11 protein-coding genes are annotated in these 13,394 nt (G+C 63.9%); 5 read left to right on the top strand and 6 right to left on the bottom strand.

Going from position 1 to position 13,394, the window contains the following annotated elements; all coding sequences use genetic code 11:
* The first annotated feature begins 43 nt into the window (after window positions 1–43).
* A complete protein-coding gene (locus U5A67_RS32550) occupies window positions 44–2,497 on the top strand; it encodes a penicillin-binding protein 1A (RefSeq protein WP_321817582.1) in 2,454 nt (817 codons plus the stop codon).
* A gap of 92 nt (window positions 2,498–2,589) precedes the next feature.
* Here U5A67_RS32550 and cyaY read toward each other — a convergent pair whose 3' ends face one another.
* A complete protein-coding gene (cyaY, locus tag U5A67_RS32555; protein WP_205986943.1) occupies window positions 2,590–2,907 on the bottom strand; it encodes an iron donor protein CyaY in 318 nt (105 codons plus the stop codon).
* 35 nt (window positions 2,908–2,942) lie between these two features.
* Here cyaY and lptM point away from each other — a divergent pair, with 35 nt between their 5' ends.
* Both lptM and lysA read left to right on the top strand, forming a co-directional pair.
* Window positions 2,943–3,272, top strand: coding sequence for an LPS translocon maturation chaperone LptM (gene lptM, locus U5A67_RS32560; RefSeq protein WP_205986944.1), 330 nt, complete (start codon window positions 2,943–2,945; stop codon window positions 3,270–3,272).
* A gap of 73 nt (window positions 3,273–3,345) precedes the next feature.
* Complete coding sequence (gene lysA / locus U5A67_RS32565) at window positions 3,346–4,617, top strand: diaminopimelate decarboxylase (protein ID WP_205986945.1); 1,272 nt, start codon at window positions 3,346–3,348, stop codon at window positions 4,615–4,617.
* A gap of 105 nt (window positions 4,618–4,722) precedes the next feature.
* On the opposite strand, the gene msrQ is transcribed toward lysA, so the two are convergent.
* From msrQ to U5A67_RS32590, 5 genes are all read right to left on the bottom strand, one after another.
* On the bottom strand, window positions 4,723–5,415 hold the full coding sequence (gene msrQ / locus U5A67_RS32570; RefSeq protein WP_321817583.1) for a protein-methionine-sulfoxide reductase heme-binding subunit MsrQ: 693 nt from the start codon (window positions 5,413–5,415) through the stop codon (window positions 4,723–4,725).
* 25 nt (window positions 5,416–5,440) lie between these two features.
* Window positions 5,441–6,451: a protein-methionine-sulfoxide reductase catalytic subunit MsrP gene (gene msrP / locus U5A67_RS32575; protein WP_321817592.1), complete on the bottom strand. Its 1,011-nt coding sequence runs from the start codon at window positions 6,449–6,451 to the stop codon at window positions 5,441–5,443.
* Between the two features lie 174 nt (window positions 6,452–6,625).
* Window positions 6,626–7,858 (bottom strand): c-type cytochrome biogenesis protein CcsB, encoded by a 1,233-nt coding sequence (gene ccsB / locus U5A67_RS32580; RefSeq protein WP_321817584.1) that lies wholly within the window; start codon window positions 7,856–7,858, stop codon window positions 6,626–6,628.
* Between the two features lie 67 nt (window positions 7,859–7,925).
* Window positions 7,926–10,142 carry a cytochrome c biogenesis protein ResB gene (locus U5A67_RS32585; RefSeq protein ID WP_321817585.1) on the bottom strand — a complete coding sequence of 739 codons (2,217 nt, stop codon included), beginning with the start codon at window positions 10,140–10,142 and terminating at the stop codon, window positions 7,926–7,928.
* A 178-nt stretch (window positions 10,143–10,320) separates the two neighbouring features.
* Entirely contained in the window at window positions 10,321–10,986 is a 666-nt protein-coding gene (locus U5A67_RS32590) for a c-type cytochrome (protein WP_205986949.1), read from the bottom strand.
* A gap of 236 nt (window positions 10,987–11,222) precedes the next feature.
* Between U5A67_RS32590 and yihA the strand changes: the two genes are divergently transcribed.
* Together yihA and hemB are read left to right on the top strand one after the other, a co-directional pair.
* Window positions 11,223–11,882 (top strand): ribosome biogenesis GTP-binding protein YihA/YsxC, encoded by a 660-nt coding sequence (gene yihA, locus U5A67_RS32595; protein ID WP_205986950.1) that lies wholly within the window; start codon window positions 11,223–11,225, stop codon window positions 11,880–11,882.
* 442 nt (window positions 11,883–12,324) lie between these two features.
* Window positions 12,325–13,323, top strand: a complete 999-nt coding sequence (hemB, locus tag U5A67_RS32600; RefSeq protein ID WP_205986951.1) for a porphobilinogen synthase — start codon at window positions 12,325–12,327, stop codon at window positions 13,321–13,323.
* Window positions 13,324–13,394: the final 71 nt, after the last annotated feature.

Below are 13,394 nucleotides of genomic sequence, written 5' to 3' on the forward strand. Positions count from 1 at the left end.
AGGTGGGCGGCTATAATCGCGGGACTGTTTTTTCGGTGTCCGTATGCAAGAAGCCCAGCCTCCCTCGTCCGTTCCGCCGTCCACGCCGCCCGAACCCGCCGCGCCGAAAAAGCGTCGCCGGCCCTGGTGGGCGCGGCTGCTGATCGGCTTCTTCGTACTGATCGCGGGCGGCGCGGTCTGCGTGGCGCTGATGCTCGGCTATGCGCTGATCGTCGCCACGCCGAACCTGCCTTCGCTCGACGCGCTCACCGACTATCGGCCCAAGGTGCCGCTGCGCATCTATACGCGCGACCATGTGCTGATCGGCGAATTCGGCGAGGAGCGGCGCGACATCGTCCATTTCCAGGATGTACCGGGCAACCTCAAGAACGCGATTCTGGCGATCGAAGACGCGCGCTTTTACGAGCACGGCGGCGTCGATCTGACCGGCATTGCGCGCGCGGGCATCGTCGCGCTGACCAACGGCCACGCGTCGCAGGGCGCGAGCACGATCACCATGCAGGTGGCGCGCAACTTCTTCCTGTCGAGCGAAAAGACCTACACGCGTAAGGTCTACGAGATGCTGCTCGCCTACAAGATCGAGTCGAAGCTCTCGAAGGACCAGATCCTCGAGGTCTATATGAACCAGATCTATCTGGGTCAGCGCGCCTACGGCTTCGCCAGTGCCGCGCGCGTGTACTTCGGCAAGGATCTGAAGGATCTGACGCTGGCCGAATGCGCGATGCTCGCCGGGCTACCCAAGGCGCCGTCGGCGTACAACCCGGTGGTGAATCCGAAGCGCGCCAAGGTGCGCCAGGAATACATTCTGGAGCGCATGCTGGAACTGCGTTACATCACGCAGGAACAGTACGAGGAAGCCGCCGCGCAACCGCTCGTGGTCAAGGGCCAGGGCAAGGAATTCAGCGTCCACGCGGAATACGTCGCGGAAATGGTGCGTCAGATGATGTACGCGCAGTACCACGAAGAGGCCTACACGCGTGGTCTGAACGTCGTCACGACGATCGATTCGGCCGATCAGGACGTCGCCTATCGCGCGCTGCGCAAGGGGCTGATGGACTACGAGCGCCGCCACGGCTATCGCGGACCGGAAGCCTTCATCGATCTGCCCACCGACACCGACGACCGCGAACAGGCCATCGACGACGCCCTGCTCGAACACCCGGACAACGGCGAACTGGTCGCGGCCGTGGTCACGGCTGCCAGCCCGAAGGAAGTGAAAGCGACGTTCATGGACGGCAATACCGCCAGCATCGTCGGTGACGGGCTGCGCTTCGCGCAGTACAACCTGAGCACGCGCGCGCAGCCGAGCCAGAAGATCCGCCCCGGCGCGATCATCCGCGTGGCGCGTAACAACGCGGGCGAATGGTCGATCACGCAGTTGCCGCAGATCGAAGGCGCGTTCGTTTCGGTGGTGCCGCAGGACGGCGCGATCCGCGCGCTGGTGGGCGGCTTCGACTTCAACAAGAACAAGTTCAACCACGTCACCCAGGCGTGGCGCCAGCCGGGTTCGAGCTTCAAGCCGTTCATCTATTCGGCTTCGCTCGACAAGGGTCTCGGGCCGGCCACCGTCATCAACGACGCGCCGCTCTTTTTCAGCGCGGCCGAAACCGGCGGTCAGGCGTGGGAGCCGAAGAACTACGGCGGCGGTTTCGACGGCCCGATGAGCATGCGCACCGCACTCATGAAGTCGAAGAACCTCGTGTCGATTCGCATCCTCAACCACATCGGCACGAAGTACGCGCAGCAGTACATCACGCACTTCGGCTTCGACGCGGACCGTCATCCGGCCTATCTGCCGATGGCGCTGGGCGCGGGCCTCGTCACGCCGCTGCAGATGGCGGGCGGCTACGCGGTGTTCGCCAATGGCGGCTATCGCGTGAATCCGTATCTGATCGCCGAAGTCACCGATCAGCGCGGCGTGGTGGTCGCGCAGGCGCAGCCGCTCGTGGCGGGCGAAAACGCGCCGCGCGCGATCGATCCGCGCAACGCCTACATCATGAACAGCCTGCTGCAGAGCGTCGCGCAGCGCGGCACGGGCGCGAAGTCGAACGTCCTCAAGCGCACCGATCTCGGCGGCAAGACCGGCACGACCAACGATTCGCGCGACGCCTGGTTCGCGGGCTACCAGCACACGCTCGCGGCGATTGCGTGGATCGGCTACGACAATCCGCGCAGTCTGGGCGATCGCGAAACCGGCGGCGGCCTCGCCCTGCCGGTGTGGATCGACTATATGCAGAAGGCGCTCAACGGCGTGCCCGACTACAAGATGCCGATGCCCGACGGCATCGTCACGCTCGGCGACGAACTGTATTACGCCGATGCCACGCCGGGACGCGGCTTCGTCTCCACGGTGGGCATCAGCCAGGCGGCGCTGGAAGCGGCGGCCAGCGGCGGTTCGGCCTCGGGCGGCGAAGGCGATGCGGGTGCGGCGCCCGCGCCCGAGCAGGTCAACGCCAAGGAGAAGGAAGACATCATGAACCTGTTCCGCGGGCATTAACGCGGTTCACGTCAGCGGTTCGTACAAACGAAACGGGCACCCGAAGGTGCCCGTTTTTTATGCCCGCCGATCCCGCGCGGTCATCGCCTGCATCACGGCGCGAACGTCACCGGCTCGCCGGCCTGCTCGGTTGCGTATGCGGTGAGCGCCGAGAAAAATTCGGTGTTCGTGCGCGTATCGAGCCATTGGCCGTCGATGAAGCGGTAATGGAAACCGCCCGCTTTCGCCGCGATCCAGATCTCTTTCATCGGCGGCTGCAGGTTGATGATGATCTTCGAGCGGTTCTCGAATTCGAGCGTCAGAACGTTGCCGCTGCGCTCGAGCTCGATATCGGCTTCGACCTCGTCCACAGCGCGTTCCACCGCCGCCAGCACGGCCTCCGCGCGGCTCAGGTAGTCACTATCTGCCATGCTAAACTCCACCAGTTAATCATTCAGGGACAATTATGCGTGTCAATTCCCGGATGCGCGCACGGGCATCCCGCGTTTCGACGTCCGCCGCGATTCTAGCTGCTTTCGCGCTTGGCGCAGTGTCGCTCGCGGGTTGCGGCCAGAAAGGCCCGCTCTACATGCCGACCGTGCCGCCGATGCCGCAGAAGCCCAACTACGAGACGCAGCCCGCCGATCAGGCGCGCGCAGGCTCGGACGCCGAAGCCGGCTCGGTTCCCGACACCTCGGGCACGCCGCTCTCGCTGTCGCCGGACGCCGAACTGAATTCCGCGCCCGCGTCCGCTTCAGGCGCACAACCGGCTTCCGCAGCGACGCCGGCGCAATAAAGCCAGCGCAACACGTTTCGATACCCCGCGCGCGCTCCTGTCTGCGGATGCTCGCGCCCAACCTGAACTTCGCATGACCCAGCCCGCTTTCCATCGCGTCGACGGCGCACTCTTCGTCGAAGGCGTGCCCGCCGCCGATCTCGCCGCCCAGTACGGCACGCCGCTCTACGTCTACTCGCGCGCGGCGCTCACCAGCACGTGGCACGCCTACGCAGACGCCTGCGCGGGCCGCCGCGCCGCGGTGCACGTCGCCGTCAAGGCCAACAGCAATCTCGCCGTGCTCAATGTGTTCGCACGCGAAGGCGCGGGCTTCGACATCGTCTCGGGCGGCGAACTCGCACGCGTGCTGGCTGCGGGCGGCAAAGCGGAAAACACCGTGTTCTCGGGCGTGGGCAAGCATGCCGACGAAATGAAGACTGCGCTCGAAGCGGGCGTGAAGTGCTTCAACGTCGAATCGATTCCCGAACTCGACCGCCTGAACGCGGTCGCGGGCGCGCTCGGCAAGAAGGCGCCGGTTTCGCTGCGCGTGAACCCGGACGTCGATGCGAAGACGCATCCCTACATTTCCACCGGCCTGAAGTCGAACAAGTTCGGCATCGCGTTCGAAGACGCGCGCGCAACCTATCGCGCGGCGGCGGCCATGCCGAATCTGCAGGTCGTGGGCATCGACTGCCATATCGGTTCGCAGATCACCGAAGTCGCGCCCTATCTCGACGCCATCGACAAGGTGCTCGAACTGGTCGACCAGATCGAATCGGACGGCATCGCGATTCATCACGTCGACGTGGGCGGCGGCCTTGGCATTCGCTACGACGACGAAACGCCGCCCGATATCGGCGCGTTCGTGCGCACCGTGCTCGATCGCATCGAGGCGCATGGCGCGAAGACCGGCAAGGCGCGCGAAGTCTGGTTCGAGCCGGGCCGCTCGCTGGTCGGCAACGCGGGCATTCTGCTCACGACGGTCGAATTCCTGAAGCCGGGCGCGGAAAAGAATTTCGCCATCGTCGATGCGGCGATGAACGATCTCGCGCGCCCCGCGATGTACGAGGCGTTTCACGCGATCGAGCCGGTCGCGCCGCGCGCCGGTGAAGCGCACGCGTACGACATCGTCGGTCCGGTGTGCGAAAGCGGCGACTGGCTGGGCCGCGACCGTACGCTCGCGATCGAACCGGGCGACGTGCTGGCGATCCGCTCGGCGGGCGCTTATGGATTCACGATGAGCTCGAACTACAACACGCGTCCGCGCGCGGCCGAACTGCTGGTCGACGGCACGCGCGTGCACGTCGCGCGCGAGCGCGAGACCGTGCAGCAGCTTCTGGCGGGCGAGCATCTGCTGCCGGATTGAGCCGCGCGGTTGATCCGCACGCCATGAAAAAAGCGACGCCTCGAGCGTCGCTTTTTTATTGCCGCGCTTTATTGCCGCCTTATTGCCGATGAGCCGCGCAAGTCGTCACGCCTGTCGCGCTTTCATCCGCGCAATCAGCCAGACGGCAAGCCGCCAGCCGAGCAAAGCCAGCATGATCGCGCCGTAAATCTTCGGCAGCACGAGGTCGTGCTTGCCCGACTTGAGCCACCAGAAGTGCAGGATCGCGAGCACGCCGATCGCGTAGATCAGCCGGTGCAGGCTCTGCCAGCGGCGCCCGAGCTTGCGCACCATCGCTTTTGTCGACGTCACGGCCAGCGGAATCAGCAGCACAAAAGCCGCGAAACCGACCGTGATGAACGGCCGCTTGCCCACATCCTTGAGCATCGCGGCCACGTCGAACCATTTGTCGAACCAGATGTAGGTGGTGAAGTGCAGCGTCGCGTAGAAGAACGCATACAGGCCGAGCATGCGCCGGAACCGCAGCAGCGCGTTCCAGCCCGTCAGCCGCCGCAGCGGCGTGACCGCCAGCGTGATGCAGAGGAACACGAGCGTCCACAGGCCGGTCGAGCGCGTGATGAACTCGATCGGGTTCGCGCCCAGCCGGTCCGTCAGGCCGAAGAACACAATGCGCGCGAGCGGATACCACGCCGCGACAAACACCGCGACCTTCGCCCAGGGCAGCCAGCGCGGGCCGGTCGTGACTTTCGCACCCTGCGCGCCGCTGCGTGCGGACTGTGCGCGCTTTGCCGTGCTCGCTGCTGTCGTCGTCGATTCCATCGCTTTTTCCTCTTGCACTCGCCGGTCAGAAGTTCCTGCGCAGATCCATGCCCTGATACATCGATGCCACCAGATCGCCATAACCGTTGAACATCAGCGTCTTGCGCTTGGGCGTGAAAAAGCCGTCCTCGCCGATCCGCCGCTCGGTCGCCTGGCTCCAGCGCGGGTGATCGACGTTCGGATTCACGTTCGAGAAGAAGCCGTATTCGTTCGACGCGTAGGTGTTCCAGCTCGTCGGCGGCTGTTTCTCGACGAAGCGGATCTTTACCAGCGACTTCGCGCTCTTGAACCCGTATTTCCACGGCAGCACCATGCGCACGGGCGCGCCGTTCTGGTTCGGCAGCACCTGCCCGTACAGCCCGACGGTGAGCAGCGTGAGCGGGTTCATCGCCTCGTCCATGCGCAGGCCTTCGGAGTACGGCCAGTCGAGAATCGGCTCGGCGAGACCCGGCATCTGCGAGCGGTCGGCGAGCGTGATGAACTGCACGTATTTCGCGTTGCCGGTGGGCTGCGCGCGCTTGATCAGCTCGGACAGCGAGATGCCGATCCACGGAATCACCATCGACCAGCCTTCCACGCAGCGGTGCCGGTACACGCGCTCTTCGAGCGGCGCGAGCTTGAGGATGTCGTCGATATCGTAGACCTTGGGGTTCTTGATCTCGCCTTCCACGCTCACCTTCCACGGGCGCGGACGCAGCGTGTGCGCGTTCTGCGCCGGGTCGGCCTTGTCGGTGCCGAACTCGTAGAAGTTGTTATAGGTCGTGACGTCCTTGAACGGCGTGGCCTTGTCGAGCGCGACGAATTTCGCGTTGGTCTTCGCGGCCAGTTTCATCGCTTTGGCGTCGGGCGAGGCGTATTCGGCGAAGGCGGCGCGCGGATCGAACAGACCCAGGCCCGCGCCCATGCCGCCGAGCGCCAGCGCGCCCGCCGCCTTCATGAAACGCCGCCGCTGTTCGAACACTTTTTGCGGCGTGATCTCGTGCGCGGCGATATCGTCGCCGTTGATGATGATCGTGCTGCTGCGCTTGATCCACATGTCGATGCTCCTGAAGTCTGGCCCCGCCGCCACCGCGCCTTGATCGCTGCGCCGCGTTTTGGAGTCCGTCATGCAGGCTAACGCGAGCAATCTGGAATCCTTCCCGCCAGCACGAAAAAAAACCGCCGGTGCACGAGGCATCCGGCGGTTAGTTCGTTCGGTGAGGCGATCCGGTTACAGCTTGCCGTAACTATGCAGACCCGACAGGAACATATTCACGCCCAGGAAGGCGAAGGTCGTGACCAGCAGGCCGGTCAGCGCCCACCAGGCGGCCACGCCGCCACGCAGACCCTTCATCAGGCGCATGTGCAGCCAGGCTGCGTAGTTGAGCCAGACGATCAGCGCCCAGGTTTCTTTCGGGTCCCAGCTCCAGTAGCCGCCCCACGCCTGCGCGGCCCACAGCGCGCCCAGGATCGTGGCGATCGTGAAGAACGCGAAGCCCACGGCGATCGACTTGTACATGAGGTCGTCGAGCACATCGAGTTCGGGCAGGCGGTCCGCCAGCACGCCACGCTCCTTCATGATGTAGGCCACGCCCACCATCGCCGAAAGCGCAAAGCTGCCATAGCCGATGAAGTTCGCCGGCACGTGGATCTTCATCCACCAGCTTTGCAGCGCGGGCACGAGCGGCTGGATCTGCTGCGCGTCACGCGAAATCGAGTACCACATCAGGAAGCCAACGGCCGCGCTGATCACGAGCAGCACGAAGGCGCCCAGCGCACGCGTGCCGTAATGCTTCTCGTAGTACAGATAGAACAGCGCCGTAATCAGGCTGAACAGCACGAACACTTCGTACAGGTTCGAGATAGGAATATGGCCGACATCCGCGCCAATCAGGTAGGACTCGTACCAGCGCACCATCAGGCCGGTGAAGCCCATCAGCACCGCCGCCCACGTGAGCTTCGAGCCGATCGAGCCGCCCGAGGGCGAGCGCGACAGCAGGCCGATCCAGTAGAACAGCGTGGCCAGCACGAACAGCGCGCTCATCCACAGAATGGCCGACTGGCTGGAGAGGAAATACTTGAGGAAGAAGGCCTGATCCGCGCGGGCGAGATCGCCCTGATAGATCTGGATCGCGCCAATCGACATCACGGCGATCGCCGCCATCAGCAGACGCGCGGGCTTCCAGCGCCAGCCGAGCACGACCAGCGCCGGCACCGTGCCGCAGAGCACCAGCTTGTCGTAGTAGTTCATGTGCGCGTGGTAGCGCGAGAGCGCGAACGCCGCGCCCGCCACCATCGCCAGCGCGAACACCCAGTCGAGCACCGTCAGGCGGCGCAGCAAGGGGCGTTCGTCGAAGAGGATGTCGTCGAGACTGGACGCGCCGCGCGCGTCCTGAGCCGCAGTCGCCGCTGCGCGGTCGGCGCGGCGGGTCTTGGCGGTAGAAGAAACTTGAGTCAGGTCCATGGGCTTACCGGGGTTGATCTTGAGTGTCCGTAAAGTGCGCGTCACGCATCGCGTGGAGGCGCGTGGATCAAGCGTTACGGTCCGTCCCGCTGTCGCTTTCGCTGGCACTGCCGGGCTGTGCGCCCAGCGTGCGCGAAACCGCGTCGCGGGTACGGGCAAACTCTTTCTCGAAGTCGAGCGTGCGGCGCGCGGTCGACATCGCCATGATGACGTCGACGCCACGACCGTCCGTCCCGCTGCGTTCCTTCAGCCAGAACCACAGACGGCGCTCGCGCACGTAGAACATCGAAAAGATGCCGAGCACGAGCAACAGGCTGCCAAGATACACGACTTTCTTACCCGGCGCGCGCGTCAACTGAAATACCGAAGCTTGCACCTGCTTGAATGAATCGAGCTGTAGATAGACAGGCGATCCGTACAGGAAACTGTCCGAAACCGCGTTGATCGAGTCCTGCACGAAGCGCGCGGATTGCGCATCCGGCGTGAGCGCGGGCTCGCCGGCCTGGGCGCGCGCGAGCTGCCAGAGATCCCAGGTCGCGCCTTCCAGCATGCGCAGCAGCAGGCCCGCCGCCTTCTCCTGCTGCTCCTTCGGCACGGATTTGTCGATGAAAGCGGCGACGGCCTGGAAGCCGCCCATCTGCGCTGATTTGTTCACACCCGGCGCGCCCTGCATCGACGCATCGGTGCCCGAGAAAAGGGTCAGCACACGCGATGCGCTGTCTTCCAGATGTTGCTGGAGATCGCGATTCGAATTGGGGACCGAGCGTGCGGCGAATTCATGCGCAGCCTTGGCACGCAGCGCCGGATCTTCGAATGCGGCGCGCAGCAGCATCCATTCCTTCATGGTGCCGCCGCTGTCGGCGGGAATGCGCAGGTAGCGGAACGGGTCGTCCGGGTTCTCGCGCATGCCGGCGAGGAACATGCGCGCGCCGCTCACGTCGACCGGCAGCATGTAGTTGTTGTACTCGCGCGCCTGGCCGTCCTTGTCGCGCACCTTGTACTGCACCGACGGCCCGACGTTATGCAGATCGAGCGGCTTCGACGTCTTGGCGCCCGAACCCAGACGCTCGTCGAAGGCTTCCTTCAGGCTCTGATGCGCGACGCCGCGCGCATCGTTCTGACCGCTGCCGTTCGAGGTATTTTCAACGTTGATGGCGCGGAAATCGGCGAATTCGATCGTCTGACCGTCGACGCCCGGCACGCTCTCGCCCGCCGGCAATTTCAGCGGCGCCGAATTGCCGATGGTGCCGCCAAACGGGAAGCTCTTCGTGCTCGCGCCGCTCATCGGCCAGGCGGTCATCTGCATCTGCGAGCCGCCGTCCTGGAAGCTCGATTGATAGATCGACACGCCGTCGTACTCGAACGGCTCGTTGACCTCGATACGCGCCGGAACGCGCTTGCCCGTCTTGTGATCGATCACGACGATGTCGCTCGCGAACAGCTTGGGCATGCCCGTCGAGTAGTAATCGACGATGAACTTGTTCAACTGGATCGAGAACGGCAGATCCTGGATCAGCGAGCCGTCCGGCTGGTTCAGGATGGCCGTGGAGACGTACTGGCCTTCCGGCACCCAGGCGTAGCCGCGGAACGTGGGATTCGACTGCGAAAGACGGTGCTCGGGCGCGATGTCGTTGATGACCGCGTTGCTGCGGATCGGCGACTTGTCGAACAGCCACATCTGGAATTTGATCGGCAGATTGCTGTCGAGCAGCCCGCCGATACAGATCACCACGATCGCCAGGTGAGCAAAGATATAGCCGATCTTGGTGAGCGCGCCGCGCTTGCCGGCGATCAGCGTCGCGCCGTCGGTTTCGCGCGTGACGAAGCGATAACCCATGCGCTGCGCGAGTTTGCCTAGCTTCGCGGCGGTTTCCTCGCGGCTCGTGTCGTCCAGCGAAAATTCGCCCTTGTGATGGAACGCGCGCAGGCTGCCTTCGCGGACCTTGTCCTTCCAGCTCTTCATGTCCGCGATCATCTTCGGACCGTTGCGGATCACGCACAGCGAGATCGACACCACCAGAAAGCCGAGGATGGTCATGAACCACCACGCGCTATAGACGGTGTAGAGGCTCAGCGAACGGAAGATATCGGCCCAGAACGGACCGAACTGATTGACGTAGTTCGGGTACGGATCGTCCTGCGTGAGCACCGTCCCGATTATGCTCGCGATGGCCAGCACCACCAGCAGGGCAATGGCAAAGCGCATCGAACTGAGCAGCTCGATTGCGCTTCTCACCGCTCTCTGGCGGACATTCAACTGCAAACCCTGCGTGGTGACGCTCATTCAAACTCCGCTTCTTGATCCATCCAGCCGCCATGCACTACGGGGCACGACAGCAAAAAAGGGTGCAGGACCGCCGCATCTGCACGGCGCCCACACCCTTTTCTTGTTCTTCGACCGCTTTTCGAGACAACGCGACTCTACACGAGAGTCAGGTCAATATCGGGTCAATACAGCCGAATCAATGCAAACCGGCTGCGTAATCGGCGACGGCCTTGATTTCGTCATCCGATAGACGGTGCGCGATCTGGCGCATCGGCTCGTTATTGTTGCGCGTGCCTTGCTGGAATGCCTGCAACTGCGCAACCACGTATTCCGACCACTGGCCCGAAAGGCGCGGGTACTGGATCGGAATGCCCTGGCCGGTTGGGCCGTGGCAGGCCGCGCAGGCGGGCACGCCTTTATCGGCGATACCGGCGCGCCAGATCTTCTGGCCTTCCGGCACGGTCTTCGCGTCGCGCGCAAAGCCGGGCTTGGGTGTCTGCGAGGCGAACCAGGCAGCGACGTTGATCATATCCTGATCGGAAAGCGCGCTGGCGAAGCCGGACATAATTGCATTATTACGCGCAGGGGGCTTGCCACCGGGCTGAGGCTTGAAATCCTTGAGCTGTTTGACGAGATATTCGGCGTGCTGGCCCGCCAGTTTGGGATAGGCGCCGCCCGTGCTGTTGCCGTCGGCCGCGTGACAGGCCGCGCAGACCTGCGCGGCAATTGCCTGCCCCCGGGCGAGGTCGGGCTTGGCCGGAGTCGCCGGGTCCGCCGCCATCGCCATCATCGAAACACCTGCTGTGAGACCTGCCGCTATCGCAAATTCGAGTACCTTCAAGGACTTGCTCAGTCGATTCATTCGCGCACCTTGTTTCGTCTTGTGGGAATCAGGTTCTGCAAACTACGACAGCGACCACTCTACCTGCGAAGGCCCGCGCCGCCCTCACGGGTATTCAGTAAACCGTCGCATTGTACAATAGCGCGCAAGGCGCCACGGCGCCAGTCGGGCCTGCCCCCGATATCTCCAGATCCTTCCCGGGCTCATCCGGGCTTGGCGCACCTGCCGCCTCGTATTTTTCTACTGTGGTTCTCACGATGGCCTTCCTGCTGCATCAAGCCCGTTTCTTCACGACGGTGAATCATCTGCGCGACCTGCCCGCTACGGCGCGGCCCGAGGTTGCGTTCGCCGGGCGCTCGAACGCAGGCAAATCCACCGCGATCAATCTGCTGTGCAACCAGAAGCGTCTCGCCTTCGCGTCGAAGACGCCGGGCCGCACGCAGCACATCAACTACTTCTCGGTCGGTCCCGCCGACGAGCCGCTCGGCTATCTGGTCGACCTGCCCGGCTACGGTTACGCCGAAGTGCCGGAATCGGCCAAGCAGCACTGGCAGCAACTGCTCGCGCTCTATCTGCAGACGCGCGCGCAGCTGAACGGCCTCGTGCTGATGATGGATGCGCGCCGCCCGCTGACCGAACTCGACCGCCGCATGATCGAGTGGTTCGAGCCGTCCGGTAAGCCGATCCACGCGCTGTTGACGAAGTGCGACAAATTGACGCGACAAGAAAGCGTCCTGGCGCTGCGCAACACGAACAAAGAGTTCGACGAATATCGCAAGCAGGGCTATCAAGGCAAGCTGAGCGTGCAGTTGTTCTCGGCGCTCAAGCGTGTCGGGCTCGACGAAGCGCACGAAGTCATCGAAAGCTGGATCGCGCCGAAGGCCGATACCGGCGAAACGGACCTCTCCGCGTCCTGATCTTCGCGCGCGGTACCGCGCCGGTCGCTTCCGTTCAGGCGGGGCGATCGGGCCGCGAAGCCCCGCGCGTGCTCGCACCTGGGCCATCGCCGGCCCGGCGCACGGCCAGACTCTGGCCACCTCGCGCACTCCCCCGCCACTTTCTGCTTTCAAACGTACGCAAACCCACATAGCCGGGTCGCGTGCGGCGCGCGCTCGTCTCGAATCTGCCTGTTTATTAGGCAAATATCATGCAAAACGCAATTTTTGGCCGCGCATAAAAAAACCCGCCGTAAGTGCCGGCGGGCTAAACAGCCTTATCGAAAAACGACAGGCACCCGCTCAGGGAGGAGAAGCGGGGAGTCTGGCGCAAGGCGCCTCGCTCGATCGGTATGATATACCATTGTCCTGAAAAGTTTCCTGCGCTCCGGAAGCGCGTTTTGTTTCAAGATAATCCGCCGACATGAGCTTCTACCCGCATCATCGTCCCCGCCGTATGCGCCGTGACGACTTCTCGCGCCGCCTGATGCGCGAAAACCTCCTCACCACCAACGATCTGATCTATCCCGTGTTTGTCGTCGCGGGCGAAAACGTGCGCGAAGCCGTGCCGTCGATGCCCGGCGTCGAGCGCGTTTCGGTCGATCTGCTGATGGGCGTGGCCGAACAATGCGTCGAACTGGGCGTGCCCGTGCTGTCGCTCTTCCCCGCCGTCGATCCGGCGCTGAAGACGCCCGACGGCATCGAGGCGACCAACCCCGACGGCGTGATCCCGCGTGCCGTGCGCGAACTCAAGAAGCGCTTCCCGGATCTGGGCGTGCTCTGCGATGTCGCGCTCGACCCGTACACGAGCCACGGCCAGGACGGCGTGCTCGACGAGAACGGTTACGTCATCAACGATCAGACCATCGAGATCCTCGTTGCGCAGGCGCGCACGCAGGCCGAAGCGGGCGTCGATATCGTCGCGCCTTCGGACATGATGGACGGCCGTATCGGCGCGATCCGCGAGATGCTCGAAAGCGAGAACCACATCCACACGAAGATCATGGCCTACTCGGCCAAGTACGCTTCGGCGTTCTACGGTCCGTTCCGTGACGCGGTGGGTTCGGCCTCGAATCTGGGCAAGGGCAACAAGATGACCTACCAGATGGACCCGGCGAACTCGGACGAAGCGCTGCGTGAAGTGCGCCTCGACATCGAGGAAGGCGCGGACATGGTGATGGTCAAGCCCGGCATGCCGTATCTGGACATCGTGCGCCGCGTGAAGGACGAATTCCGCTTCCCGACCTACGTGTACCAGGTCAGCGGCGAATACGCGATGCTCAAGGCCGCCGCGCAAAACGGCTGGCTCGATCACGACAAGGCGATGATGGAATCGCTGCTCGCGTTCAAGCGCGCGGGCGCTGACGGCATCCTGACGTATTTCGCGCTGGACGCCGCACGGTTGTTGCGCGCGCAGAAGTAAGCGGCACGCCGCTTACGGGCAAGACGCCATGCAAAAAGGCACGTCGCGAGACGTGCCTTTTTCGTTTGCGC

Origin of the sequence: Paraburkholderia sp. J69-1 (assembly GCF_905220255.1) — a bacterium.
Lineage (GTDB): Bacteria > Pseudomonadota > Gammaproteobacteria > Burkholderiales > Burkholderiaceae > Paraburkholderia.

Excerpts from the sequence above, each read along its gene's own strand:
- U5A67_RS32550 (WP_321817582.1), top strand. The coding sequence starts at position 44 with ATGCAAGAAGCCCAGCCTCCCTCGTCCGTTCCGCCGTCCACGCCGCCC.
- cyaY (WP_205986943.1), bottom strand. The coding sequence starts at position 2,907 with ATGGCAGATAGTGACTACCTGAGCCGCGCGGAGGCCGTGCTGGCGGCG.
- lptM (WP_205986944.1), top strand. The coding sequence starts at position 2,943 with ATGCGTGTCAATTCCCGGATGCGCGCACGGGCATCCCGCGTTTCGACG.
- lysA (WP_205986945.1), top strand. The coding sequence starts at position 3,346 with ATGACCCAGCCCGCTTTCCATCGCGTCGACGGCGCACTCTTCGTCGAA.
- msrQ (WP_321817583.1), bottom strand. The coding sequence starts at position 5,415 with ATGGAATCGACGACGACAGCAGCGAGCACGGCAAAGCGCGCACAGTCC.
- msrP (WP_321817592.1), bottom strand. The coding sequence starts at position 6,451 with ATGTGGATCAAGCGCAGCAGCACGATCATCATCAACGGCGACGATATC.
- ccsB (WP_321817584.1), bottom strand. The coding sequence starts at position 7,858 with ATGGACCTGACTCAAGTTTCTTCTACCGCCAAGACCCGCCGCGCCGAC.
- U5A67_RS32585 (WP_321817585.1), bottom strand. The coding sequence starts at position 10,142 with ATGAGCGTCACCACGCAGGGTTTGCAGTTGAATGTCCGCCAGAGAGCG.
- U5A67_RS32590 (WP_205986949.1), bottom strand. The coding sequence starts at position 10,986 with ATGAATCGACTGAGCAAGTCCTTGAAGGTACTCGAATTTGCGATAGCG.
- yihA (WP_205986950.1), top strand. The coding sequence starts at position 11,223 with ATGGCCTTCCTGCTGCATCAAGCCCGTTTCTTCACGACGGTGAATCAT.
- hemB (WP_205986951.1), top strand. The coding sequence starts at position 12,325 with ATGAGCTTCTACCCGCATCATCGTCCCCGCCGTATGCGCCGTGACGAC.